Raw genomic sequence first — 24,828 nt, 5'->3', positions numbered from 1 at the left:
TCGAGAGTTCATATTTCCGTTACCGCGCTTTGTACAGGCGAGGGTTGCCTCGCCCGGTTTATCGCAGAGCGCGTCACATACGGGAGGAAAAGGGCGTAAATTATTGGGCGCTGGCGCCGATCTCTTTATCCCAGCGGCTGAGCAGTGCCTTGCGTTTTTCTGTCGCGCCGTAGGTTTTAAAGTCGTAATCGATCAGTTTGATGTTCTCGAAGCGTGGCGCATATTCGGAAATCGCCGCGTTGCGATTGGACGGCAACTGGAAGGATTTGGCGTCTTTCATGTGTGACTGGGCATCGGCACTGAGCGCCCAGTCGTACCACACCTTGGCCTGGTTGAGGTTGCGTGCGCCTTTAACGATCGACATCGAGCCAATTTCAAAGCCGGTGCCTTCGCAAGGGGCGACCGCCTTGATCGGGAAGCCATCGACCTGCATCGCGACGGCATCATGCATAAACACGATACCGACGGTGGTTTCACCGCGAGCAGCCGCTTTCACCGGCGCGGAGCCGGATTTGGTGTACTGTGAAATATTGGCGTTGAGCTTTTTCAGGTAGTCGAAGGCCGGCTCCTCACCCATGATTTGCACCAGTGTGGCGAGGGTGTTGTAAGCGGTGCCGGACGAGTTCGGGTTGGCCATCTGGATCTCGCCTTTGTAGGCCGGATCCAGCAGGTCACTCCAGCAGGCCGGAACCTTGAGTTTTTTCTCCGCCAGCAACTTGGTGTTGTACCCCCAGCCCAGCGCCCCAGCGTAGACACCGACGGTGCGGTAGCCGGCACTTTCTGCCTGTTTACGTGCCCAGTCGTGCTGTTGATCAAGCAGCGGGGATTTATAGGGCTGGGTTAAGCCTTCGTCGGCGGCCTGCATATGCGGATCGCCAGTGCCGGCCCACCAAATATCGGTGCGTGGGTTACGGGCTTCGGTACGAATACGTGCATAGGCTTCCCCGGCGGAGAGGCGCACCATACTGACTTTGATATCCGGGTGTTGTTTCTCAAACAGATTGGTCATTTGCTCGCAGACCACGACGTCGGCGGAGCAGATCATATTCAGTTTCCCGGCTGCGTGAGCAGGCAGGGCAGAGAGTGCAGAGCCGGCGGCGAGGACCGCCATCAGAGTAACGCGATGCATGGTGTTCTCCTTGGTTGTGTAGGGTGGCGATACGTTGTCGCCTATTCTTTTTGCACGTGTGTGCAAATAACTAGAGGATATAAATTGCGCTGTCAATCGCGCAGTGAAGCAATTCAACCTACTCATCACAAAAATGAAACATTTTGACCGACAAAAATTTGCACAGCTTTGCAAAATGCGGCAAACTTTTCTCAGAATGCGAAACGGATGGATGTGAAGATGGCGATGGACAAGGCGATGATCAGTGCGAAAGACGTAGCGGAGTTGGCCGGGGTTTCCCGCTCGGCGGTTTCACGGACTTATACGCCCGGTGCCAGCGTGTCGGCGGCCACCCGCGAAAGGGTGATGCGGGCGGCTGAAGAGCTGGGATATCACGTTAACCATTTGGCGCGGGGATTGGTGCGTAACCGCAGCGGTATCGTCTGCCTGATCGTTTCGGAACTGGCGACCCCCTATCGGGCCAGCCTGGTCCGCTTGCTGACCCAGCATTTGCAGGATGCGGGCAAGATCGCCATGTTGATTAACACCGATCGCTCCGATGACAGCGTCTCCCAGGCGTTGCAGCAGGCGATCAACTTCCGTGCCGATGCTTCCTTTGTGCTTTCCGGCATGCCGGACAGCGCCATTGCCCGCCTGTGCCATAAACACGGCCAGCGGCTGGTGCTGATCAACCGTAATGACACCTTGCCCGGCTCACTCAGTATCCGGCTGGATAACGAAGAGGCGGCCGGCAGGGTGGTGATGGCGTTTGCCCGAGCGGGCTGCCAACGCATCGCTTTTGCCAACTCATTGGCCGGGACGCCCAGCCTGATGGCGCGTGAACGCGGTTTTCTGCAAGCGGCGGAAGCGGCGGGGCTGCAGGTAAGCGTCGAGCGCTTTGGCACGACGTCGTATGAGAGTGGTCAGATCCTGGCGCACCGGCTGTTGACCCGTCGCGAGCGCCCCGATGCGGTGTTCTGCGTCACGGATTTATTGGCCTGCGGTTTTATGGATGAGGCGCGCCACCGCTTTGGACTGCGTATTCCAGAAGATCTTTGCGTGGCGGGCTACGACGATATTCCCCAGGCGGCCTGGTCCTCTTACAACCTCACCACCTTTACCCAGCCGGTGGCGTTATTTGCTCAGGATTCGGTTGCCTGGCTGATGGCGGAAGAGAAGAAAGAGGAGAGTATGATGCCGGCGCTGGGCCACGAGATGCCGGGTGAAACCCGGCTGTACCATGCCGATTTTGTCTGGCGCGGGACCATACGGGGAGGATGACCCATAGCAAAAGACCCGCCTAAGTTTCCTTAAGCGGGTCTTTCGAATTTGGCTCCTCTGACTGGACTCGAACCAGTGACATACGGATTAACAGTCCGCCGTTCTACCGACTGAACTACAGAGGAATTGTCTGAACGGGGCGCATCATATCCAGCCACCCAGAATGTGTCAACGCTAAAATCGCCGATTCGGTGCGACTGCTCAGCATCTGAGCAATGCGGGCCGACTTATGGCTGTTCTGCACCATCTTCGGCCTGCAACCGCTGCAAGCGTGCCAGCGGATCCTGTTTATAGAAGCGGCAGAAATGCTGGTACAGCAGTGGGAAACGGTTGGCCAGTAGCTCGGGCGCACTGAAAAAATACTCCGACAGTACCGCAAAACATTCGGCCGGATCGGTGGCGGCGTAGGCGTCCATGCTGGCGGCCTCTTCGCCAACCATGTCGATCTCATCCTGCAGATTTTCCATCGCGGCATGCAGGTCATGTTCCCAGGCAGCAATATCGCGCAGCGGAATCGGTGGGATGCCGGTGGCGCTGCCGCCGTTGCGCATATCCAGCTTGTGCACCGCTTCGTGGATCACCAGGTTAAAGCCGGAGAGATCAAAAGAGTCCTGCACATCCTGCCAGTTAAGCACGATAGGCCCCTGTTCCCAGCTTTGACCGGACTGCACCACCGGCCCGGAGTGAACCAGGCCGAAGTCGTCCTGCCATTCGTCTTCCACCACGAACGGCGTAGGGTAGAGCAGGATCTCATTGAAGCCGTCGAGGCACTCGGCCCCCAGTTCCAGCACCGGCAAAGCGAACAGCAGGGCAATACGTGCCTGCATTTGTGAGGTCAGCACCAGCCCCTGCAAGGGGACAATGCGTTTTAGTTGTAAAATTTGCCCGGCAACGGCAATCAGCCGCTGTTGTTCCTGCTCATCCAGTGGAGAGAGCAGGGGAATAGCCAGCGCGTCTTGCCACTGGGCAAGCGTTTCCGCCTGCGGTTGATGCGTTTTCCACGGCCATTTAATCATCGGATTGCTCGTTAAGTCGTCACTTGAACATTCGGCAGGAGGCTAACCCTGTAAAAATGCCGCAAAAAGGGGCATGATAGCAAGCACTTGAAGGAGAGATGCCGGAGCGGCTGAACGGACCAGTCTCGAAAACTGGAGTAGGGGCAACTCTACCGGGGGTTCAAATCCCCCTCTCTCCGCCATTATTCAAGCACTTAGCTAAAATTCTTTCAACGATCCCCGTCACACATAATTTACTCACGCATAGTCAGACTCATGGTTAGTTTTTTACATAACTCTATTCATTGGTTAAGTATCCATCGAATGGGGTGTTCCTGTCATAGTCTCCTCACCTGTATCATCGATATCGATTATTTATTTTTGTTGTTTGGGCTCCAGGCAAAAATATCTCAGTAGTGGTCGTTTAACACTAATGCGACTATACGGTTGTTCATGTTTTTCGAGTGAATTAAAAAACAACTTAATTGAGAGGATAAATATATGGCTGATACTATTCTTGACTATGTTACGCCAGAAATGTTTGGTGCGGTGGGTGACGGTATTGCAGATGATACTGCTGCCTGGCAAACAGCAGTATCTAAGGAAGTTGACATTCATGCAAACTCACAAGCTAGATATTTAATTACATCGCCCATTAAACTTCCGTACATGAATGGATATCAATTGATCGAGGGCAACAATTGCACATTGATTACACTTGGAAATTATAGTCCTTTTGGTCAGCTTAATGGAAATGGTACGACTCAGGTTGTTACAATAAGAAAGAATTTTCAAAATATTTTTGCTATTGGTGGAGTGAATAAAAATACCGCGTGGGATAATGCGTCCTCTGCGGTTTTTTTGTCATTCTCATATGGGTATGCGAAAAATATAAATGCCATTGGTTTTTGCAATGCATTACGGGCATACGGGCATACATGGGCCGAAAATATCTTTGGCGATGACTTACGTAACGCACTATGGAGCGCTTACGCTCCTGGTTACAATTCGATATCGAATTCTCGCTGTGGCTGGTGTTCTGGGGATGGCATCATCATAAAAGGTGAGCATACATATGTTGATAACATCCATTTTGAATATGCTGGTTGTATCAGTCTGGAGAATGAAGACGGTACGACTGCAAATCGAGGTGTAGTGATCTCTTCTGGAGCAGATCTTAACCCTGCACAATATGTATCTATTAGTAATATAACTTGTCAATATTTTGGTGCTGGTGCTATAAACCTCAATGCAAAAAACCTTTCAATAGGCGGCGTAATGAGTTTTGGCAGTATTTACGAGGAGAACTTTCTTGCGAGTAAGTCTACTTCGGCAATCTGGTTAAGCGTTAGCGACAGTGATATTGGTGATATTAAACTTGGGAATGTATATGCAGGGGTTGGCGTTAACGCTAGAACAAATAATACAAGAATCGGGACCATAGATATAAAATCAAAAATGCCAGTGGCTGGGGCTATTTTGTTAAGTGTTACTGATTCGATAGACTCTAAAATTGTAGGGCTTGAGATTGAAGGGGTTATTTTTCATGGTCAAAGTACATTAAATGATGATATCTATCTGAATAGTGAAGGTGTTCGTATTGGCCGAATATTTGTCAATTCATTAGCTAATCAACAGGGCGGGAATTCAGTTAATTTCGCCAAAGCATGCCGGGTTGATAGTCTGTATTTGCAAGCAACGACATCTTCTTCAAAAAATAACATCTGTTATTTTTCTGCACCAGCGTCTGTAGGTACTTTGGAGATAATTCGAGTTTACGGTTCGGCCATAGTTGTCGCTTCTGACATAGTTCCTGATATCGGTAATGTTTACATCAGGAATAAACAAGGTATAGCTGCACCAATAAAAATAATTGGCTCGGGAAATCAAACTCATTATTGGGGAAATGTATATATTCTTGGCGTTTCCATAGCTCGGCCTACGGTGGCGGGAACATTGGTGATGCAAGGATATTCAGGGCCTTCATGGCGACTCAATGATACTGAAATTGCAGGGGCGACGTCTTTTCCTGAAAAAAAATTAACCGTGTTGAATAATTAATCAATAGCTCCGTTCTTTGGTTGGTAACCTGTTTAGAGCGGGGCATATTGAGCACTTATTTTCAGCTCGAGTAGCTACAGCTAACCACTGTTAAGTAGCCAGTACATTGCCGTGGTGCCATAAAACGTTTCCTATAACACCAAATTATCGAGAAAGAAATTATATCTTTGAAATCAAAGGTTCAAGTGATATTTAATAAGCATGCTAATTAGTATGGAAATAAACCGGAGGAAGAAATGTTGGCGCATTTATTTTTACGATAATTTTATTGATATAGGTTTTCTATGCATTGTAAAAAATAAAATAATCAATTTATTGTGTTAGTAATACTCAATTGAGGTTTAATGTTGCTTATTAAATCGATGAACGAGCGCTAAAGATACCATCAACAATAAAATAGGTGGGGCAAGGGTCGTTAATTGAACGTTGAGAGAAAACAGCAATCCAAGGTTAAGAATTATCTGGTATATGATATACGTAAGCAGTCCAACAATGACACCAATGGCTAACCGGCTACCCAACCCTGGCGCACGGGGAATACTGAAGGTGAATGGGATGGCTAATAAAATCATGGCCAGGACTAAAATTGGGCGGCCTAGTTTTTGCCATAAAGCGATCTGATATTCATTGCTGGGTTGCTCTGAATTTTGCAGATAATGAATGTACTGCTTCAGTTGTTTGCTAGAGAAGCTATCAACAGGCATGGTCAGGCCTTTCAGGTTCATCCCGGCAAATAGAGATTGCCAGGGTAAATCATCATAGGTTTGTACGACTTCTTTCTTGTTTTTCCATTGTTTTTGCATGACTTGATGCAAGGTCCACAGTCCGTTATGGGCGGTGGTAGCCTTTTCAGCGTAAACGTAGGATTCAAGGGTGAGGTCGGGTTGGTAGCGAAATATCTCAATCCCGACGGGTTGGTTTTGCTTATCCAGGGATTTTACGGTAACAAATTCATTGCCACTTCTGGCCCACAAGGCATTGCCGGAGTCAGCGCCGTTATTGGTTTTAGCCAGGGCGGTGTCTTTAAGTTCCTGGGCCTGTTGCTGCATCGGTGAGGCTACCCACTCGTCGAGAGCTCCTAATGACAGATTGATAAAAAGGCCGGCATAAAGAGTCACCAAAGCAATTTTGAATATTGAAAAGCCAGCGGTACGCATCGCCGTCAATTCAAGCGTTTTTGACAGTTGTCCAAGTCCGACGATGCCACCCAGCAAGGCGATAAACGGGCCGAGATCAACGAGGCTTCTGGGTAATGTCATTAACACAACTAACAGAGCCTGAGTCCAGTGGTATCCATTGGGAGTGACGTCCTCTAGCTCGTTGATCAGATTAAAGGTGGTAAATAATGGAATTAACAATCCGGCAGCGGCTGCAAATCCGATAAAGAGATTACGGATCAAATAACGACTGAAGATGTTCATCGAAATGGTTTCCGTAGCAGTGAGAAATCACGCGCAATTAGAATTAACAGGCCAATGGACATTAATGTCGGGACTAACCAGACACCTGGAGTAATGGGAAGAGTACCGTTAGCCACCAACGTACGGCAGATATTCCCACCATAAAAAATAGCGGTAAATAAGAGCGTGAGGGGGAGCAGTGTTGTATAGCGACCCTGGCGAGGTTTTATGCGGCTTAATGGAATCGCCAATAACACCATCAGTAGGGTGCTGATACCACGACTTTCCCGCCATTGTAATTCCGCCCTGTCCGCAGGGTCAGTGGAGCGTGATAACGCTGCCAATGATGCTGATTTCCGCTTGACTTCTATGCTTTCAATAAAAGGTTTAAGCGATATTTTTAAATTATTATAATTCTGCATGTTATCATCTGTGCCTTGGCGATCTAACACATAGGCGGTTCCGGATTTTAGCATCACGGAGGGGCTTGAAGGTGAAGGATCTATAACTTCAACCGAATGAGCCCGATATAAACTGGTGTTGTTGGTCGAGCGTGAATAAATCAATGCGTCTGTAAGATGATTTGACGTTGGGTCAATACGAGAGGCGAGGATCATTCTGCCGCTGCCATTAACGTTAAACTTATTCGCCTGCAGATGACTCACGTCCAGCACGGATTGTGACTGTTGTTCCAACTGATAAATATTGGCGTAAGCCCAGGGTCTGCCGTACAGAGAAAGAAGTGTTACTAACAGGGCCAGAGGAATGGCAAGAACCAACACCGCTTTGTATAGCCGCCATGGGCTGGCGCCAGAGGCGTGAATGGCGGTTATTTCAGAATCGCTGTAGAGCTGGCCCAGCGCAACCGCGACGGCAACATAAAGGCCTACTGGTAGAAGCATCTCCAATGCAATCAATATCTTATAAAAGACAACATCAAATACGATTTGCAGAGCCAATGTCCCATTGGCAGCTTCTGTGAGATACCGTTGGGCTGAATAGCTGGCAAACATAAAGATGAGAAAACCCACGATGATCATCACTAATCGGCGGATTTCAACCATGATATAGCGCTCAATCAAAGCCATAAGCTAGTTATATCCCTTAATATCAAACGCATGTTTGCTGAGAAAAGGCCCGCTTCCAGCACGTTTTTCTTCATGATTTATCATTGGCAATCAGCTTTCGCAGCAGGGCGATCACCTGATTAACCTCATCCGGGGTCAGAGCTCCATCTTTTGCCCATTGGACGCGTCCTGCTTTATCCAGTACCACAATTGTTGAACTTTCTTCTGGCAGCTTCCAGGCGTTATGGACCAGCCCATGACTATCGACAATGAATTGTGCCCAGGGATAATGCCTTTTGTTTTTCTCAATTTTACTGCGCACGAAGAAGCCCGAGCCCGGAATTGCATCGTCAGTATTGACGATAGTGGTCGGCTGAAAACGGTCGTTCGGAAAATTTGCTTCCTTGACGGCGGTAATCAGCATTGAGTTTTTCTTCTTGGCAGAGGTGCGGCCGGCGATGCACTGAATGACGCGAACTTTTCCTGTCAGTTCTGAACTACCCCATTTCTTATAGCGAAAATTGTCATTTTCAAGCAGTAACTCTCCGCGATCGGCTATGACTACCGGTGCGACAGGTTCACCCTGAACAAAATTATGCGCTGATGTTACCAGTGGGAACAGCAGCAGCGAAATTGTCAGTAATCTACGTAACGTCATGAAAATAACCATAATGTATAAAAATTGTGGCTGCAGAGGAGGGTGGTAATCTCCCGTTGCGGCTAAACTTGCATAGGATATCGCTCGAGAAGTAACTCCAGACGTTGGCGAATATCGACATCCAGCATCGTTGGTTCATCATAGGATTTCCCCCCGGCCAGTTTATCCGCCACCATCACATCATGCCGATCTCCCATTAACCCATTAATAGCGGCCAAAAATCTGGAAATCTGACGGGCTTCCCGGTTGCTGGGATCTATAGATCTCAGCGTGTCGTAAAATGAGACTTGTTGGCTAATAATTTTCCGCACATCGTGGAACTGCTTTCCAGTGAGCTGTGGATCAGCAATTAGCCTCTGAAGTTCGCGCATTTGCTCCTGGCGATATGCAATAAAATTGCTCTCGGTTTCTAAGTGAATATGACGCAAAGCGTAATTCACCAGCGACCAAATCGGCTTGCTGAGGAGGATCCGGAGAATATTACCGTAGAGTTTAAGGTTTTCTTTATTGCCGTTGCGAAAAGCATCCTGAAAATGCCCAAGAACTACGGTTGTTAAGTGAAAGAGGTGACTGGAGTTATGCTTTTTGCTGTAAAGCCGCTGAGCAAAGCGTAAATGCTTATAACGCGCACGAATATACTTATAGCGCATACGCGTTGCTGCAGATAATTCTACATCTTTAAGAAAATCATTGACTAAGCGTAATAGCTCCTGTCGGGTGAAACCGTCCTGCCAAAACTGCAGACACAAGGCATAATTATCCTGAATGCTCTCATAGGAACATTGCAAGTCAATATGCTGAGGTAAATGGATATCCGCCTCAACGATGTCATCTGTCTCTACCGCAGTAAACAGTAATTGGATTGTTTCTGTTGAGAATTTTTTCCTGTTGCTGCTATTAGTCATTGATTACTCTCTCTGGATACATTGAATCCCAGTAAATAGCGATTACGGTAAGCACTTATAGTCGGAATTAGCGTCAACAAAACGTCTAGACATTGGCCTGCCAAATAAGCGAATGCCGCGCCTTGCACACCAAAGATATGAGACATGACGATTAAGAGCCCAATGTATGAGACTGCGGCGATGGTTTGCACTATCAAGAAAGCCCGCTGTTTACCTGCCATAAACAATAGGGACTCCTGAGGAAATCCCAGCATGGACACGATAATGGCACCCAGCATGATTTGGATTAAATCATAGGCTTGCAAGTACTGGTAACCGAAAACAACTGAAATTAATGGCTTACCAACGACGATCACCAGAAGGGCCACGGCGAGGCCAATACCCCCGGCTAACAATGCCGATCGGAGGCCCAGTAGCCAGGGTTTTGTCGTGCGGGGATCCAGGCGCATGATCTCAGGATAGAAGCTCTTTTCCAGCAACTTGGCCGGGGTGCCTGTGGCATCAAAGAAGGTCATTGCAATTTTGAACAACCCAGCCGCTGCCGGACCCAAAACGACGCCAACTAAAACGGTACTGCACGAGTTACGCGTAGCCCAAATCGTATGTGCAAAATTGGTTGTCCATACGAAATTCCAGGCTCCCTCTATGCGGCGTGCGGTCTTAAATAGCCGTGGTTTCAGCGCATTATGAATATCCCTGCGGCGTAATTCACGCGCGGCAAACCACCAAAACAGGGTTCCTCCGATTAAGTTGGAGGCATACCATGTGATGATAAAACCCGGGAATCCCAGGTCAAAATAATAAGACAGGACACTTCCGATCGCCTGCAAAAAGGGTTTTATAGCTTGCTGAACGGCAATCAGATCGAAGCGGTCAAACGCCCGTAAAATCCCCGTAGGGGTTGACGACGTCATGGACGGGATTAATGTGCAGTAAAGAATGGCGAGCCAAAAACTTTCCTCATCCAAGCCTAAGGCGTGAGAGAGGAAGGGGAGTAATAACATACCGCCAAGCACGGCAATGGTTCCGCTCGCGATATCCAGACCGAATGAAAATGAAATGACGTCACGAAAGCGTTGAATGTTTTGGCGTTCTAATGCGGGAGTGCCAAATTGAACAACGAATTGCCATGTCTGAAACTTGATAAAATCACTGATCGCTTTTGTATAAGCCTGAATGATTACAAGTACACCAAACATTTCGGGCGACATGCCTTTACCGGCACAAGAAAGCGCAAGTAACCCAAGCAATGCACTAGCCACACTGCCGGAGCCTAAATAGGCGGCGTTACGTAAGATGGAGCGAAAAGCACCATCGGAAAACCAATGCTTCATAGTCAAACCAGCCATACTAACCACATGTACCCACTCTGACTTGAGAATGAGTAATATTGTTGGGATCCCGGCATATAAGAGTGATTTCGCTAGCCGAGAGTGGAATGGGTACGCGATGGAAGCATTGAAACTGAAGTTATCGCATTCAGTGCTTTTTCCAGTACTTCATCGTAGGGGGCTTTGGCATCCAACTCGATAATTCTGGAGCCATTATACTGTAGCCGAACCATGGCTGAAATTTTGTCCTTCAGTTCTTCATAACTGTGGTCGGGCTTACGTGAAAAGGCGGTATCGACATCAATATCAAGACGAATGATAAGTTCGGGGCGGCATAAGGCCATCCGCTGATACAGTCGTCGTTCACGAGCCGCTAAACGAGTCATTAGCCAGCCCTTTGCGCGCTCCACACCAATGCCCGGTCCGTCATAGTAAAAACCGGAAATTTCTGCCTGTGGAAAACGATCGCTGATCACCAATACCCCACTCTGTGCCAGACGCTGTACTTTGCGTAAATTGGCCGCGCGCCACAATGAAAAACCGTACATAATCAATGCCGCCCAGAGTGCCGGTGGTTTATTGCTCATGCGCTGAGTCTTGTCAGATTTGGCGGCCAGGCGCCGTTCAAGCCATACGCCAATGAAAGGCAGGCGCTTAATTTTATCGCCATCCTCCCCGGAGATAAGCCCTAAATAACGACGCTGGGTTGTCCGGTATTTTTGCAGATTTTTGACCAAATCGGCGGTAAGCGTGGACTTTCCAGTGCCGTCGCTGCCTACCACCGCAATAAGGCCGGTAATGCATGCAGATGAGGGATCTTTTTGTGTATTTGATTTATTTTTTTGCATTTTTTTCAGCATGAAAAGATCATCAAAAGACTAAACCTCTGACGTCGTCAGTGAGGTTCGAATTGCACGCAGTGACTCATCGAGAATTTTACTCGCCGGCTCGCGCCCATCTAAATCCAGTATCTTTGCGCCATTAAACGTAAGGTGAGGGATGACGGCAATCTTTTCACGCAGAGCCGAAAGCTTATGATCGGGTTTACGTGAGTACGCGGTTTTTTCATCAATATCGAGACGAATCAATAAGAAAGGTGGATAAGACGCCATCCACTGATACAGCTTTTGCTCATGTTTTCTCAACCTTTGTACCCAACGATTACCGCCAACCGTTTTTGCAAGTTGCGGACCATCGAAACGAAAACCCGCCACTTCCGCTTGTGGGTAACGATCCGTCACCAGCAATTGCCCCTTGCGACTTTTCGCCAACATTCTGCGAAACTTATAAACTCGCCAATATGACAATAAAAAGATCACCAGCGCCGTTACATTGCCAGGAGGTGTTGAAGGGTGCTCATGAACACGATCAGACTTCGCCAGTAAATAACGACCAAAGGGTGTACCAATAATGGGCAAGCCGCTGATCCATTCTCCTATACGTCCCGAAGACTGGCCGAGATAAAGTAATTCCGTCGGCTCTTGCGCTGATAGATGATTGACCAGACTGGCAGCCAAAGTCGATTTTCCTGAACCATCACAGCCCGTTATTGCTATTACGCGCACAGGGGGATGATTAGCAATGGATATTGTCTGTTGACTCACAGTAATGGGTCCAATACAAAGAAACCATTGTATTGTAATCAGTCTTGGGTTCAAGGTATTTATTGTGCTCTATCTCGATAATTATCAAATTTATTTTTTCCGGTAATTACATTTCACCATGGTGGTCTTGTTTTTTTGTGCTAATTGTTACCGAGATTTACCCTATGGCTCTTATTGCTAATGAGATATCACAGTGACGGGGGAAGGAACGAGTGTATCATTATTTTCTTAATATTTTGTGTGAAATCTCATTGGATTAAGGATGTTTATTTCTTGTCGGGCTGGTCACGGCTTTAAGCGACTTTTTTCTTGCGAAATGGTACATTTTATCAGGTGTCTTAAAAGCGAGTCTTATTATGAATTCAAAATTACCGCCGCTGATTGCGGTTATTGGCAGTGATGGCTCTGGTAAGTCTACTGTCTGTGAATCTCTTATCGTTCATGTAAAAAAATACGGCCCGGCGGTAAGGGTTCATCTGGGCAAGCAGGCAGGAAATGTCGGACGTGCTGTTTCACAATTCCCACTCATGGGGAGTTTTTTTGGCAAGGCCATTGAACGTAATACAAAAAAAGTCAAATCCACCAAGGCCAGGCTTGGTTTATTGCCGGCACTGGTCATCATCACTTTCGTTTTACGTCGATTGATACGTTTTCGCCGAATGTTGGCTTTTCGTCGGCAAGGGCTCATCGTATTAACCGACCGTTTCCCACAGGTGCAAATCCCTGGCGGATATGATGGCACCGTATTTCCCGTAAATGTAAAAGGCAGCCGCTTTGTCAAATGGTTGGCGGGACGTGAGCGCGCAGCTTTCCAATGGATGGCAGATCATAAACCGGACTTGGTCATAAAGTTAAATGTTGATATTGATGTCGCTTGTGCGCGTAAGCCCGATCATCAGAAAGAGTCATTGGAAAAAAAGGTTGCCTTGACACCGCTACTCACTTTTGAAGGCGCGGAAATTGCAAATATTGACGCTAATAATTCGCTTGATGAAGTGTTATCTGACGCTAAAAAAGCCATTGATGAATTTATGGAAGCGCATGGATATCGCTATGCTGTCGAAAATGATTCAGTCGTAACCTACTAATTATCACCGGCCTTTCTGCCAGACAATTAAGAAAGGCCGGTATAATCTGTAATACCAAGAGAAGGGCATCATCTCTTTGAATATTAACCATGACTCTCTCATGGGCAATATGAAGGCGATTACTTTTTCAGTGCGGCAAAAGCCTGAATGATCGTATCAATCTCTTCCTCACTGTGTGCAGCATTAACGCTGCAACGCAGAAGCGTCATTCCTGACGGCGCTGCCGGTGGTAATACCAGATTGACATAAACACCCTTTGCGATCAGGTCGCGCCAGAAACGCAGGCCATCTTCTTTCGAACCAATCATGACCGGAACGACCGGGCTGATACGCGGGCCCAGCTCATAGCCCAGCGTGGCAAGACCCTGATAAAGCCGATGCGCGTTGCTCCAGAGTTTTTCCCGCAGTTCAGGATGCTGTGCGATCTTTTTCAAAGATGAGCGCACCGAAGCGATACTTGATGGTGAAGGTGAGGCGGTAAAAATATAGGGACGACTGCTGTAGCGCAGCACCTCCATTGCCTTGCTGCCGACGGCAAAGCCACCGATAGAGGCCAGGCTTTTACTGAATGTGCCCAGAACAATATCAACATCTTGCTCAACACCCAGCGCTTCCGCAAGACCGCGTCCGTTAGCCCCCATCACGCCAAATGAGTGAGCTTCGTCTACCAACAGATAACCGCCAAGACGCCGTTTGATGTCGACGATTTCGACCAGCGGAGCAACGTCACCCAGCATGCTGTAAATGCCTTCAACGATTATGATTGCCTCTCGAGCACGCTCGCCGAGGCGCACCATACGGCGCTCCAGATCTTTCGCATCATTGTGGCGGAAACGAATGATTTCAGCGCCGCCCAAGGCACAGGCATCATAAATACTCGCGTGGCTGTCTGCGTCTATCAGCACCACTGAGCCGGGGCCCGCTAGCGTGCTGATTACCCCGAGGTTTGCGGTATACCCAGTGGGAAATACAATGGCGGTAGGGCGGTCAAAGAAAGCAGTCAGTTCCTGCTCTAACATTAAGTGAGCACTGTAGCTACCATTCGCCATGCGCGAACCCGTTGTACCGGTCCCCTGGGCGGCTAACGCAGCCTGCCCATCGGCAATCGCCTGCGCATCGAAAGTCAGGCCAAGGTAGTTATTTGTCCCTGCCAGGACAATTTTCTGGTTACCAATCCGTCCTTCGGTCGCGGAGTAAATCTCATCAATGCAGGTACCAAAGGGATTTAGGCCAGAAGTCTGGAATTGCTCACGATCGTTGGCAAGCCGTGAAAATTTATCATACAGGCCCATTCGTTGCCTCCAGGCGAGGGAGTAGTGCGTTCAGCAACTGCTCTGGCGTTCTGACATCAAGTAATATATTGATAGGAATAGAAATATCCAATTCATCTTCTAACATCATCAGCAGATCCAGGACCCTGATGGACTCCAGGCCAAGATCATTGACGAGATCACTATCAGGTTTGATTTCTAATCCGCCTTCGACGAGACCTTGTAAGCAAGTAAGAATATAATCCATTACAGCGTCGCGATTTAGCATAAGAACTTTGGCAAACCTCTAATTAAGATAATTAAAATAGACCTTCACGCAGCGCGCGCTCCAAACTGACCTTGGGAAACCAATTAATACTCTCGGATAAGCGATGATTGCTCGCAGACCAGTCCGGATAGGTTAATTCACGTATTTTGTTGTGCGTCAGCATGGGTTCTTTCTTTGCCAAACGGCTCAACAAAATGCTGATGTCTGCCATGATATTCAGCAGAGGCAGCGGGATCCCCAGTAGCCGTACGGGGCCATTACGCACCGCGGCACCTATTTCCCGTAAGCGCCGCCAGCTATAACCACCGGCTATCCCATCGCATAATTCATAAGTCTGCGCCTGGGGACGTTCGGCTAATAACCATTGACTCACTGCTTCAGCTAAATCGCTCACATGCAGGAAAGTCAGCTTGGCTTCCGGCGAACCCAACCGGGGGAGGATGCCGCGTAGCAGCCAGCTAAATATCGGTTTAAGCTCTTTATCACCGGGCCCGTAAACTGCGGTCGGACGAAAAATGCCCAGTGAAATGTCCGTGGCCATGGTCATTAACCGTTGTTCGGCAATATGTTTTGAATTCGCGTACCAAGACAGCTCAGGATGGCGGGCAGCAAGGGAAGAGATAAACAAGAAACGCTTACAACTGCCACTTTGTCTCGCCGCCTGCATCAGGTGCAGGCTGCCGCTAACGTTGCAATGGGTAAAGGTTTCTTCGGTCTGCCCACGGACCTGTCCCGCACAGTGAACCACGAATTCCGCGTTACGAACCAACTCGCTGAGAGAGTCCCGATCTTCCAGAGCCCCCTGGATCCAGGTCAGGTTATCGGTCGACGTTTTACCGGTACGCCGGGTTAGGGCCCGCACGGTAAAACCCTGCGAAAGCAGGTTCTGCACGACGTGTTGGCCAATAAAACCCGTGGCGCCAGTAATGGCAACGGTGCCGATCATTGCGCAAAACCTGCCAACTGATGCATCGGCGGACAGATTGATGCGCTTAGCCAACGCTTCTTGGCTTCGGCGCGGGCCGGTTTCCCCGAAGATGTACGAGGAATGCTATGGGGTGGCAGCAGTTCAATATCCACCGCAATGCCGAATTCGCTTTGTATGCGTGCGCTCAGCGTATGGACGATTTGCTCTCGCCGCTCTTCAGCACTGACCCGGCACTGGATTTGCAGAATAATTCTGGCGCCGTCAGCGTGCTCTTCCGTGACGAAGGCAATGGCATCACCTGAGCGGATTTCAGGCTCGGATTCCGCGACATATTCAATATCCTGAGGCCAAATATTCCGGCCCCGAATAATGATCAAATCCTTCTTGCGGCCGGTGACGTAAAGATACCCATCCAGCAAATACCCCAGGTCACCGGTATCCATCCAACCCGTCGCCTGAATTTTTTGCTGCGATGCATCATCACGAAAATATCCATTCATCAGGCTGGGGCCGGAGATAAAAATACGGCCGACCTGCCGCTCTGGCTGGGGGAGCCCGGTTTCATTTCTAATTTCGATACGATGGCCTGGAAGCGCCTTGCCGCAATTGACAAACGTTGATGTGGCACGCGTTTTTTTGCCCGGAGCTACCGCTTTGCCCTCGTATTCCAAAATCTCGCGGTCGACTGCGTTGATTGGTGCGCCAGAGGCTTCGTCATAAAAACTTACCGCAAGGGTATTCTCGGCCAAACCATAACAGGGCATGAGTGCCTTGCTGTCAAAGTTGAGGTGGCTAAAGTGCTCACCAAACTGATTGAGTAACTCTGCCGGAATAGGCTCCGCCCCCACGCCAGCAACCCGCCAACTGGAAAGATCCAACCCGGTCAGCTCTTTGTTGTGGCTGTAACGTAAGCACAAATCGTAACCAAACGGAGGAGCGACGGACACCGTACCGCGATTTTTGGCAATCAGTTTTAACCATTGCATTGGTCGCATTGCAAAATCTTGCGTGCGCAGATAGTCAACCGACAACTGGGTCGCCACGGGGGTGAGCAGGAAACCGACCAACCCCATATCGTGATAGAAGGGCAACCAGGAGACGCAGCGATCGCCTGCACGTAATTTGATGCCGTCATGACTGATAGCACGCAGGTTAGCCATAACGGCACGTTGGGTAATTATGACTCCGCGCGGAAAGCGAGTGCTACCCGATGTATATTGGAGATAGGCAATGTCGTCGGATGACGGCGCTTGCAGTTCAATATCCCGCTCAGGCAATGCGTTAAAATCTGCGTTGCTAAGAATATGTGCCGGTGGTGTATCCAGAGCCGCCGAGCTAATCAACGGCACCCATTCTTCACCGCTGATAATGGCTGCAGGTTTACAGCTATTGATCAGACCCTGAAGCTTGATGGTATAGGACTCACGCTGTCCGACCCCCATAGGAATGGCCAGGGGCACAGCAACCAGGCCGGCATATTGGCAGGCAAAGAACGCCTCGACGAAACCCGCACTGGTTTCCGCGATAAGCGCAACGCGATCGCCTTTGTTGAGATTCAGTGATAACAGACGTCGTGCACCCGCTGCCGCCCGCTGTTTCAGCGTACGATATTCCAGTACGGCCACGAGCTGATTACGACGATCGTAAAAATTCATTCCTGTACTGCCCTGCGCTGCATAATCTAAAGCCTCCACCAACGTGGGGAAATCTGCATAACGCATGGGAAGAGAATGAGTTGAGCTTGTTTCAGACATAGACAAATTAGCCATAGATTAAAATCACCAAAAAGACAAAAGGCTATTGGCGTGAGAGTTAGCGTTTTACAATGAAAATGCTTTGAATATATCTGTTATTCAATCATTTTCTTTCATTCTACAAATAGCGCATGCGATGGTTAATAACCACCATGTCTACTCTGAACTAAAGATGAGAGATTGGTTGTCGATATTCCATGTCTATTTCACGTGAGGATCATGCCCAGCGAACGGTGGATGTACGGGCTGTTATCATTGGCTCCGGATATCATGGCCCTTTGGTCGACAACCTTCATCCAATGTCTGTCGTCGACACATTTTTGGATGGGAATAATCGCCGGTTTATATGATCTGACCTTGCGCATGGTTATCTCCGTACTTAAACATATCATAAACAGTATCCGGAAGACGTCGAAAAGTGAAAGCCTCATTTAGTCGGAAGGATAGAAAGAGCATTTAATGGTAAAATATGACAATGCTTCCCCAGACTAGAATTAGTAAACTAAAAACGGTAATTTTTTCTCGCCAGAAATAGCACTAAATAATAAAAGGAGTGGTTTCCTTAGCGTTTGCACGTCCCTGTCAGGTAGCTCTTTGGATAAAGAACAGCAACAGCCAGGGTAAACTCTGGCCGGGTAACATCTTTTTTGACTTTAGACATTAATTAAATTTTCTTATCTCTTATAGGAATAAGACATCGTCAATAATGGATCCCCGGTCAGAAAATATCACTGGCGTAATAGTGATTTCATTTGATTATGTTATTAAATTTTAAGGTTATTTATGATTCGCATTGAGACTGTCCTGGATAAGCGTGATCTTAAGGCATTTATCGATTTTCCCTCCTCACTCTATCGCAATGATCCTAGCTGGATTACTCCCTTGTATGTAGAGCGTGAAGAGCATCTTTCCAAGAAGAACCCTGGCACTGAACATATAGAATGGCAGGCATGGGTAGCCAAAAAAGAGGGGAAGGTCGTTGGGCGGATAACCGCTCAAATTGATTCCTTACACCGCGAACGCTATGGCGAAGATACCGGCCATTTTGGCATGATCGATGCTATCGATGATCCGGAGGTTTTTAGAGCGTTATTTACCGCAGCGGAAGATTGGTTGAAGTCAAAAGGTGCATTAAAAATCACCGGGCCATTTAGCCTTAATATCAATCAGGAAAGCGGATTATTGGTTGAAGGTTTTGATACCCCGCCGTCAGCCCTGATGACACACGCCAAACCTTACTATGCCACCAATTTAGAGCGCCAGGGATATACACAAGGCATAGATTTATTGGCTTATTGGATGAAACGAACTGACCTGAATTTCTCGCCTTCATTAACCAAAATGATGGCGCAGGCAGGTAAAAAGGTGACCCTTCGCCGCCTCAATCGCAAACGTTTTAACGAGGAAATGCAGGTACTTCGCGAAATTTTTAACTCAGGTTGGCAAGATAACTGGGGCTTTGTCCCCTTTACCGAGCATGAGTTCGCCACCATGGGGGACCAGTTGAAGTTTCTGGTCCCTGACGACATGATTTATATTGCTGAAGTAGATTCAGTCCCTTGTGCCTTCATTGTGGGGCTGCCCAATATCAATGAGGCTATAGCCGATCTGAACGGGCGTTTATTGCCCTTTGGCTGGGCGAAGCTGTTATGGCGTCTGAAAGTGAGTGGCGTACGTACTGCCAGAGTCCCTCTGATGGGGGTTCGCCAAGAGTATCAATTTAGCCGGATAGGGCCGATTATCGCGTTGTTACTTATTGAGGCGTTACGTAACCCTTTTGCGAAGCGCAATATCGATGCATTAGAGATGTCATGGATCCTGGAGTCCAATAGCGGTATGCGTACGATCCTGGAGCGAATTGGGGCAGTGCCTTACAAGCGCTATCGTTTATACGAAAAGCAACTCTAACTCGTCTGATAGGTACGCTCAAGATGATGCAATACGTGCTGTGGTCAGAGGACATCCATGGCCGAAATTCCTTTTTTGTCGTTTGTGACTCAACGTTGCCGGATTAACCCTGTTACCAGGGGGATTGTTTTATTTTATTAATCATTTAACCAATAACTACCGGTGCGTTATTTATTGGTTTTATAAATCACCCTGATTTTTATAAGAGTAAATACATGTCATTTGAAAAGAAAAAAGGAATAAGACGCTTAACCAGTAGCATAAAAAACTCATTGGACGGTTTTGTTGATGCCGTTATCACAGAGGACGCTTTTCGTCAGTTACTCATTATTAACTTAATCTTACTGATAGTTACATTTGTTATAGATATTACAAAAATGGAAAGGCTGTTATTGATTTCAAGTTGCTTCCTTTTACTGGTTGTTGAGTTGCTCAACACTGCGATTGAGAGCGTCGTCGATCGCATTTCTCTGGATATACATCCCTTATCGAAGCGAGCCAAGGATTTAGGCGGTGCGGCACAGTTGGTCACGGTTATTATGACAATAGCCCTTTGGCTGGTCGTGTTATTTTGATCACCAATCGCACCGTGCGCCGATATTCCCTGCGCAACATGCAAGAATTTGAAAGACCGTACCAACAACGAAAAGTGTTCTTTGCCGTTGATTTGAATTGCTATCCAAGACGCCCGTTATCCGTCGGCTTGCAGTATTTCATCGCTCGCCTAAGCTGATGTTAACCATCTTTTATTTAAGGGTAATCGCTATGCTTAGGGTGTTAGGTACTTCAGTTTTGGGCGCTATGGCCCTGGTCTTTCTCGTGGGTTGCCAGCAAACGGCGCATAAGCCACCAACGGCACTGCAAGCGCAGTTGGATCAGCTTTCTACCCTGTTGGCGGGCAGTCATTTCCTGCGGCAAAACTGTGGTCGTGCGGATATTCCAGATGATGTCAAACTGCAACGCACCGCGATGCGCGTGGCAGAGCATCGCGGCTGGGATACGAAGGCGGCGGGCTATCAGCAGTTGCCGGCACTGGCTCAGGCACGCTACCTGGCCGTGTTGGAGGATCGTCAGTTGCTGACGGACAAATGTGCCGTGATGAACAATCGCACCGCAAACTTTATTGCCGCAGCCAAGTCCGATCAGGAAGACTACATGGAGTAGCCTATGCCTGGCTGAGGTGGGCGCGGTATACGGCTCCGCCCCAGCCATTTTCCTAATCCACAGCGCATTGGCAAAAAATTCTTTGCAGGATAAGCATCTGTCACTCATTATTTGAAATGTTGTTTCACTTTTATCCCATGAGCCGATCTTGAACTTATATGCTGCCCTGCGTCAGCGTGTGGAAAACACGCCCTGGTACCCCAAACGCAAAAGCTACCGCGTCCTGTTTTGGCGTGAGATCACACCGCTGGCGGTGCCGATCTTTATGGAGAACGCCTGCGTCCTGCTGATGGGGGTGCTGAGTACTTTTCTGGTGAGCTGGATTGGCAAGGAGGCGATGGCCGGAGTGGGGCTGGCAGACAGCTTCAACATGGTGATTATCTCTTTCTTTGCCGCGGTGGATCTGGGCACCACGGTGGTGGTGGCCTTCAGCCTCGGCAAACGGGATCGCAAAAGAGCCCGTTCGGCGGCCCGTCAGTCGCTGGTGTTGATGACGCTGGTGGCTCTGGTGCTGGCTGTGGGCATCCATTTGGCGGGCGAGCAGATTATTAATGTGATTGCCGGTGCCGCCACGCCGGAGGTGAAGGCGCTGGCGCTTTCTTACCTGCAAACCACTGTCTGGAGCTACCCGGCGGCAGCCATTGCACTGATTGGCAGTGGGGCGCTGCGCGGTGCCGGGAATACCAAAATCCCGCTGTTGATCAACGGCGGCATGAATATCCTGAATATCATCATCAGCAGCATCCTGATTTACGGCATGTTGGGCTGGCATGGCCTGGGCTTTGTCGGGGCTGGACTGGGGCTGACCATTTCCCGCTATATCGGTGCGATAGCGATTATTTATGTGCTGATGATCGGCTTTAACCCGGCGTTGCACATCACGCTGAAAAGTTATTTTAGCCCGTTAAAGCTGACGATCCTGTGGGAAGTGCTGGGGATCGGCATTCCCGCCAGCATCGAGTCGGTGTTGTTCAACGGCGGTAAATTGCTGACGCAAATGTTTGTCGCCGGCATGGGCACCAACGTTATCGCCGGCAATTTTATCGCTTTCTCTATCGCCTCCTTGATTAACCTGCCGGGCAACGCCCTGGGGTCGGCGTCGACCATTATTGTCGGCAAACGTCTGGGGAAAGGGCAGATAGCCCAGGCGGAAAGGCAGTTGCGTCATATCTTCTGGTTGGCGACCATTGGCCTGACGGCGCTCGCCTGGGGTACCGCACCGCTGGCTGGGGTGTTCGCCTCATTTTATAGCCAGCAAGATGACGTGAAGGAAGTGGTGAAGGTGCTGGTCTGGCTCAACGCCGCCTTTATGCCCATTTGGGCCGCTTCATGGGTGTTGCCCGCCGGTTTGAAAGGCGCGCGTGACGCCCGGTTCGCCATGTGGGTGTCGATGCTGGGTATGTGGGGCTGCCGCGTGGTGGCCGGCTATACGCTGGGTATCCTGCTGGGAATGGGCGTGGTCGGGGTCTGGCTGGGCATGTTTATGGATTGGGCGGTGCGCGGTGCGTTGTTCTACTGGCGAATGGTCAGCGGGCGCTGGCTGTGGAAGTACCCGCGGATAAAATCGAAAGTCGCTGAGGAAAAGGCTCTGGTGAAGTGATCATTCCGCGTCCACCGGCATTAGCGGGCAGTGCTCCTGCCGCCATTTGGCCGGTGAGATACCGTGGACCTGCTTGAAGGCTTTGGAAAAGTGCAGCTGGTTTTCATAACCGACCGAAATTCCCACCACTTTGATCGCCGTCTGGCTGTTGCGTAACAGACTGGTGGCGAGCGTCATGCGGAAGTTAAGCAAATATTCCTTTGGCCCAATACCGTATGCCCCTTTGAACAAGCGGCACAGATAACTGCGGTTGATATTGCAGTAGGCGGCCAGGCGCGCAATGGTCAGCTGTTCGTGGTAGCGGTTTTCAATCAGCTTGACCGCTTTGTGCAGATGCTGCGCCTTGTCCCTGGGGTGTTCCTCGCTGCCTTGTAATCTATGGTCGATCAGCGCCGAAAAAAACAGGTAGCTCAGGCCGAGCGTTTTCAGGCGGTGTTCATCGTCATGAGTGACCAGTCGCCGCAGGTAGCGCAGGGCCTGGGGCGTCTCATCCGAGGGGCGGGCGCGATAAATCGGGAACTGGCGACTCAGGTGGCACTCTTCGAAAAGCTTGCCGGCCATCAGCCCGTCGACTTCCAGCCACATGTAATGCCAGGGATCTTTTTTATCGGCGCAATAGGTGGTCACGTCGTGTGGGTGGATCAAAAAACCTTCTCCGGCCACCACCGGAAATGCACCGTATTCGCTGTGCAGCACCCCGGTGCCGCTTATCACATAATGAAATAAATAGTGCTGGCGTACGGCGGGGCCAAAGCTATGCCCTTTGTCACAGTTCTCCTCACCATATTGGTACAGGTTCAGCTCAATATTGTCGGTGCGGCTTAGGGTAAAACTCTTGTGCATCAGTTATTGTCCTGGTTTTCTTACCCACTGTAGCAGTGTAGTTGCCGTATAAGGGTTGGGGTACCACCAAATCCAGACCTGGCTCACAGTTTTTGCGCTGCGTCATTTTTCGCCATAATGAGGTCACATTCATCCATATCTCGCTTCGGCATTGCAGGGTAATTTCAGCCTATCGAAAACCAGTGCAGCGGAGAAATACGATGATTAAAGTAACTTTTATGGGCGCGGGCAGCACCATCTTCGCCAAGAACGTCCTCGGCGATATCATGGCGACCCCGGCATTGAAAGAAGTGGATATCGCGCTGTACGACATAGACAGCGCCCGTCTCAACGAATCTTTCGCCATGCTGAGCAATATCAACCGCAATATTAACGCCGGCAGGGCGAAAATCACCCCTTATCTCGGGGTGGAAAATCGCCGCACGGCATTGAAAAATGCCAATTATGTGGTGAATGCCATCCAGGTCGGCGGTTACGATCCTTGCACCATCACCGATTTCACCATTGCCAAAAAGTACGGCCTGCAACAGACCATTGCCGATACCCTGGGGATAGGCGGGATCTTCCGCGCACTGCGCACCCTGCCGGTGATGTTTGATTTCGCCCGGGATATTGAAGCGGTATGCCCGGATGCCTGGCTGCTGAACTACACCAACCCGATGGCAGCCTTAACCGGCGGCATGCTGCGTCATACCGGCGTGAAAACCGTGGGGTTGTGTCACAGCGTTCAGGTCTGCGCAGAGACGCTGCTGAAAAGCGTGGATATGCCTACCGATGACGTGCAGTTCCATATCGCGGGCATCAACCATATGGCCTGGCTGCTGGATGTTCGCCGTCATGGCGAGGATCTGTACCCGGAAATCAAGCGCCGCGCCAACGCGCTGCAGGGCAAGCATGATGATATGGTGCGCCATGAAATCATGAAAACCTTTGGCTATTACGTCACTGAGTCTTCCGAGCATAATGCCGAGTACATGCCTTACTGGATTAAGCGCAATTATCCGGAATTGATTGAGCGCTTTAACATCCCGCTGGATGAGTATCCGCGCCGCTGCATTGAACAGATCGACCAATGGCAACAGCGCAAGCTGGCGCTGACGAATGACGCTACCCTGACGCATACCCGCACGCATGAGTATGCGTCCTATATTATCGAAGCGATGGAAACCGATCGCCCGTACAAGATTGGCGGCAATGTGCTCAATACCGGTTTAATTACCAACTTGCCTGCCGAGGCCTGTGTCGAAGTGCCTTGCCTGGTGGATGGGCAGGGGATCTCGCCATGCTATGTCGGGCATTTACCGGAGCAACTGGCGGCGCTCAACCGCACCAATATCAATACCCAACTGCTGACGATTGAAGCAGCGGTAACCCATAAACGTGAGGCCATATACCACGCGGCGCTGTTGGATCCGCATACGTCTGCCGAGCTTTCGATTGATGATATTCGCAAGCTTTGCGATGAACTGATTGAGGCTCACGGTAACTGGCTTCCCGCCTACCGTTGATCGCTGAACTGACTGTATTACCTCCTCAAAACGCACAAGGCGCGGGGCTTCCTGCGCCGTCATAAATGGGATGGTGAGCCATGTTT

At 49.4% G+C, this 24,828-nt stretch carries 22 protein-coding genes and 2 tRNA genes; 9 read left to right on the top strand and 15 right to left on the bottom strand.

Annotation, left to right across the window (positions count from 1 at the left end; all coding sequences use genetic code 11):
* Positions 1 to 100: 100 nt before the first annotated feature.
* Positions 101 to 1,129, bottom strand: a complete 1,029-nt coding sequence (locus BEI65_RS19885) for an ABC transporter substrate-binding protein (RefSeq protein WP_099064785.1) — start codon at positions 1,127 to 1,129, stop codon at positions 101 to 103.
* Positions 1,130 to 1,336: 207 nt separating this feature from the next.
* Here BEI65_RS19885 and BEI65_RS19880 point away from each other — a divergent pair, with 207 nt between their 5' ends.
* Complete coding sequence (locus BEI65_RS19880; protein ID WP_099064784.1) at positions 1,337 to 2,389, top strand: LacI family DNA-binding transcriptional regulator; 1,053 nt, start codon at positions 1,337 to 1,339, stop codon at positions 2,387 to 2,389.
* A 49-nt stretch (positions 2,390 to 2,438) separates the two neighbouring features.
* On the opposite strand, the gene BEI65_RS19875 is transcribed toward BEI65_RS19880, so the two are convergent.
* Together BEI65_RS19875 and mtfA are read right to left on the bottom strand one after the other, a co-directional pair.
* Positions 2,439 to 2,514: transfer RNA gene (locus tag BEI65_RS19875), tRNA-Asn, on the bottom strand.
* Between the two features lie 102 nt (positions 2,515 to 2,616).
* Positions 2,617 to 3,405 carry a DgsA anti-repressor MtfA gene (gene mtfA / locus BEI65_RS19870; protein WP_099064783.1) on the bottom strand — a complete coding sequence of 263 codons (789 nt, stop codon included), beginning with the start codon at positions 3,403 to 3,405 and terminating at the stop codon, positions 2,617 to 2,619.
* 92 nt (positions 3,406 to 3,497) lie between these two features.
* Between mtfA and BEI65_RS19865 the strand changes: the two genes are divergently transcribed.
* Together BEI65_RS19865 and BEI65_RS19860 are read left to right on the top strand one after the other, a co-directional pair.
* Positions 3,498 to 3,587: transfer RNA gene (locus BEI65_RS19865), tRNA-Ser, on the top strand.
* Positions 3,588 to 3,885: 298 nt separating this feature from the next.
* Positions 3,886 to 5,445: a hypothetical protein gene (locus BEI65_RS19860; RefSeq protein ID WP_099064782.1), complete on the top strand. Its 1,560-nt coding sequence runs from the start codon at positions 3,886 to 3,888 to the stop codon at positions 5,443 to 5,445.
* 341 nt (positions 5,446 to 5,786) lie between these two features.
* Here the strand turns inward: BEI65_RS19860 and lptG are convergent, their stop codons facing one another.
* The 7 genes from lptG to BEI65_RS19825 all read right to left on the bottom strand — a co-directional run bounded on the left by lptG (position 5,787) and on the right by BEI65_RS19825 (position 12,410).
* On the bottom strand, positions 5,787 to 6,866 hold the full coding sequence (gene lptG, locus BEI65_RS19855; RefSeq protein WP_099064781.1) for an LPS export ABC transporter permease LptG: 1,080 nt from the start codon (positions 6,864 to 6,866) through the stop codon (positions 5,787 to 5,789).
* Complete coding sequence (gene lptF, locus BEI65_RS19850; protein WP_099064780.1) at positions 6,863 to 7,933, bottom strand: LPS export ABC transporter permease LptF; 1,071 nt, start codon at positions 7,931 to 7,933, stop codon at positions 6,863 to 6,865. Before lptF ends, lptG begins: the two co-directional genes overlap by 4 nt.
* Positions 7,934 to 8,003: 70 nt before the next feature.
* Positions 8,004 to 8,570, bottom strand: coding sequence for a YtfJ family protein (locus BEI65_RS19845; protein WP_099064779.1), 567 nt, complete (start codon positions 8,568 to 8,570; stop codon positions 8,004 to 8,006).
* 62 nt (positions 8,571 to 8,632) lie between these two features.
* Complete coding sequence (locus BEI65_RS19840; protein WP_099064778.1) at positions 8,633 to 9,475, bottom strand: hypothetical protein; 843 nt, start codon at positions 9,473 to 9,475, stop codon at positions 8,633 to 8,635.
* Complete coding sequence (locus tag BEI65_RS19835; RefSeq protein WP_099064777.1) at positions 9,472 to 10,809, bottom strand: lipopolysaccharide biosynthesis protein; 1,338 nt, start codon at positions 10,807 to 10,809, stop codon at positions 9,472 to 9,474. Before BEI65_RS19835 ends, BEI65_RS19840 begins: the two co-directional genes overlap by 4 nt.
* 89 nt (positions 10,810 to 10,898) lie before the next feature.
* Positions 10,899 to 11,654, bottom strand: a complete 756-nt coding sequence (locus BEI65_RS19830) for a hypothetical protein (protein ID WP_099064816.1) — start codon at positions 11,652 to 11,654, stop codon at positions 10,899 to 10,901.
* A gap of 30 nt (positions 11,655 to 11,684) precedes the next feature.
* Positions 11,685 to 12,410, bottom strand: coding sequence for a hypothetical protein (locus BEI65_RS19825; RefSeq protein ID WP_099064776.1), 726 nt, complete (start codon positions 12,408 to 12,410; stop codon positions 11,685 to 11,687).
* A 356-nt stretch (positions 12,411 to 12,766) separates the two neighbouring features.
* Here BEI65_RS19825 and BEI65_RS19820 point away from each other — a divergent pair, with 356 nt between their 5' ends.
* Entirely contained in the window at positions 12,767 to 13,498 is a 732-nt protein-coding gene (locus BEI65_RS19820) for a dTMP kinase (RefSeq protein ID WP_099064775.1), read from the top strand.
* Between the two features lie 119 nt (positions 13,499 to 13,617).
* Here BEI65_RS19820 and BEI65_RS19815 read toward each other — a convergent pair whose 3' ends face one another.
* The 4 genes from BEI65_RS19815 to BEI65_RS19800 are packed head-to-tail and all read right to left on the bottom strand — an operon-like array spanning position 13,618 to position 17,719.
* Positions 13,618 to 14,790 (bottom strand): pyridoxal phosphate-dependent aminotransferase family protein, encoded by a 1,173-nt coding sequence (locus BEI65_RS19815; RefSeq protein ID WP_099064774.1) that lies wholly within the window; start codon positions 14,788 to 14,790, stop codon positions 13,618 to 13,620.
* Positions 14,777 to 15,037, bottom strand: coding sequence for an acyl carrier protein (locus BEI65_RS19810; RefSeq protein WP_099064773.1), 261 nt, complete (start codon positions 15,035 to 15,037; stop codon positions 14,777 to 14,779). Before BEI65_RS19810 ends, BEI65_RS19815 begins: the two co-directional genes overlap by 14 nt.
* Positions 15,038 to 15,068: 31 nt before the next feature.
* Positions 15,069 to 15,983 carry an NAD(P)-dependent oxidoreductase gene (locus tag BEI65_RS19805; protein WP_099064772.1) on the bottom strand — a complete coding sequence of 305 codons (915 nt, stop codon included), beginning with the start codon at positions 15,981 to 15,983 and terminating at the stop codon, positions 15,069 to 15,071.
* Entirely contained in the window at positions 15,980 to 17,719 is a 1,740-nt protein-coding gene (locus BEI65_RS19800) for a fatty acyl-AMP ligase (protein WP_198404487.1), read from the bottom strand. The genes BEI65_RS19805 and BEI65_RS19800 overlap by 4 nt, the downstream gene beginning before the upstream one ends.
* A 783-nt stretch (positions 17,720 to 18,502) precedes the next feature.
* Here BEI65_RS19800 and BEI65_RS19795 point away from each other — a divergent pair.
* From BEI65_RS19795 to BEI65_RS19780, 4 genes are all read left to right on the top strand, one after another.
* Positions 18,503 to 19,627: an N-acetyltransferase gene (locus BEI65_RS19795; protein WP_099064770.1), complete on the top strand. Its 1,125-nt coding sequence runs from the start codon at positions 18,503 to 18,505 to the stop codon at positions 19,625 to 19,627.
* 215 nt (positions 19,628 to 19,842) lie between these two features.
* On the top strand, positions 19,843 to 20,202 hold the full coding sequence (locus tag BEI65_RS19790; protein ID WP_099064769.1) for a diacylglycerol kinase: 360 nt from the start codon (positions 19,843 to 19,845) through the stop codon (positions 20,200 to 20,202).
* A gap of 190 nt (positions 20,203 to 20,392) precedes the next feature.
* Entirely contained in the window at positions 20,393 to 20,791 is a 399-nt protein-coding gene (gspS, locus tag BEI65_RS19785) for a type II secretion system pilot lipoprotein GspS (RefSeq protein WP_099064768.1), read from the top strand.
* Positions 20,792 to 20,939: 148 nt separating this feature from the next.
* Entirely contained in the window at positions 20,940 to 22,391 is a 1,452-nt protein-coding gene (locus BEI65_RS19780; protein ID WP_099064767.1) for an EmmdR/YeeO family multidrug/toxin efflux MATE transporter, read from the top strand.
* Here BEI65_RS19780 and BEI65_RS19775 read toward each other — a convergent pair whose 3' ends face one another.
* Entirely contained in the window at positions 22,392 to 23,234 is an 843-nt protein-coding gene (locus BEI65_RS19775) for an AraC family transcriptional regulator (protein WP_099064766.1), read from the bottom strand.
* 200 nt (positions 23,235 to 23,434) lie between these two features.
* Here BEI65_RS19775 and BEI65_RS19770 point away from each other — a divergent pair, with 200 nt between their 5' ends.
* Positions 23,435 to 24,742, top strand: a complete 1,308-nt coding sequence (locus BEI65_RS19770) for an alpha-glucosidase/alpha-galactosidase (RefSeq protein ID WP_099064765.1) — start codon at positions 23,435 to 23,437, stop codon at positions 24,740 to 24,742.
* Positions 24,743 to 24,828: the final 86 nt, after the last annotated feature.

It is taken from the genome of Serratia sp. BW106 (genome assembly GCF_002607755.1).
GTDB lineage: Bacteria > Pseudomonadota > Gammaproteobacteria > Enterobacterales > Enterobacteriaceae > Serratia > Serratia proteamaculans.
The sequence above is the reverse complement of the archived record's forward strand: the minus strand, read 5'-3'. Positions and strand labels throughout refer to the sequence as shown.

Excerpts from the sequence above, each read along its gene's own strand:
- BEI65_RS19885 (WP_099064785.1), bottom strand. The coding sequence starts at position 1,129 with ATGCATCGCGTTACTCTGATGGCGGTCCTCGCCGCCGGCTCTGCACTC.
- BEI65_RS19880 (WP_099064784.1), top strand. The coding sequence starts at position 1,337 with ATGGATGTGAAGATGGCGATGGACAAGGCGATGATCAGTGCGAAAGAC.
- mtfA (WP_099064783.1), bottom strand. The coding sequence starts at position 3,405 with ATGATTAAATGGCCGTGGAAAACGCATCAACCGCAGGCGGAAACGCTT.
- BEI65_RS19860 (WP_099064782.1), top strand. The coding sequence starts at position 3,886 with ATGGCTGATACTATTCTTGACTATGTTACGCCAGAAATGTTTGGTGCG.
- lptG (WP_099064781.1), bottom strand. The coding sequence starts at position 6,866 with ATGAACATCTTCAGTCGTTATTTGATCCGTAATCTCTTTATCGGATTT.
- lptF (WP_099064780.1), bottom strand. The coding sequence starts at position 7,933 with ATGGCTTTGATTGAGCGCTATATCATGGTTGAAATCCGCCGATTAGTG.
- BEI65_RS19845 (WP_099064779.1), bottom strand. The coding sequence starts at position 8,570 with ATGACGTTACGTAGATTACTGACAATTTCGCTGCTGCTGTTCCCACTG.
- BEI65_RS19840 (WP_099064778.1), bottom strand. The coding sequence starts at position 9,475 with ATGACTAATAGCAGCAACAGGAAAAAATTCTCAACAGAAACAATCCAA.
- BEI65_RS19835 (WP_099064777.1), bottom strand. The coding sequence starts at position 10,809 with ATGAAGCATTGGTTTTCCGATGGTGCTTTTCGCTCCATCTTACGTAAC.
- BEI65_RS19830 (WP_099064816.1), bottom strand. The coding sequence starts at position 11,654 with ATGCAAAAAAATAAATCAAATACACAAAAAGATCCCTCATCTGCATGC.
- BEI65_RS19820 (WP_099064775.1), top strand. The coding sequence starts at position 12,767 with ATGAATTCAAAATTACCGCCGCTGATTGCGGTTATTGGCAGTGATGGC.
- BEI65_RS19815 (WP_099064774.1), bottom strand. The coding sequence starts at position 14,790 with ATGGGCCTGTATGATAAATTTTCACGGCTTGCCAACGATCGTGAGCAA.
- BEI65_RS19810 (WP_099064773.1), bottom strand. The coding sequence starts at position 15,037 with ATGCTAAATCGCGACGCTGTAATGGATTATATTCTTACTTGCTTACAA.
- BEI65_RS19805 (WP_099064772.1), bottom strand. The coding sequence starts at position 15,983 with ATGATCGGCACCGTTGCCATTACTGGCGCCACGGGTTTTATTGGCCAA.
- BEI65_RS19800 (WP_198404487.1), bottom strand. The coding sequence starts at position 17,719 with ATGTCTGAAACAAGCTCAACTCATTCTCTTCCCATGCGTTATGCAGAT.
- BEI65_RS19795 (WP_099064770.1), top strand. The coding sequence starts at position 18,503 with ATGATTCGCATTGAGACTGTCCTGGATAAGCGTGATCTTAAGGCATTT.
- BEI65_RS19790 (WP_099064769.1), top strand. The coding sequence starts at position 19,843 with ATGTCATTTGAAAAGAAAAAAGGAATAAGACGCTTAACCAGTAGCATA.
- gspS (WP_099064768.1), top strand. The coding sequence starts at position 20,393 with ATGCTTAGGGTGTTAGGTACTTCAGTTTTGGGCGCTATGGCCCTGGTC.
- BEI65_RS19775 (WP_099064766.1), bottom strand. The coding sequence starts at position 23,234 with ATGCACAAGAGTTTTACCCTAAGCCGCACCGACAATATTGAGCTGAAC.
- BEI65_RS19770 (WP_099064765.1), top strand. The coding sequence starts at position 23,435 with ATGATTAAAGTAACTTTTATGGGCGCGGGCAGCACCATCTTCGCCAAG.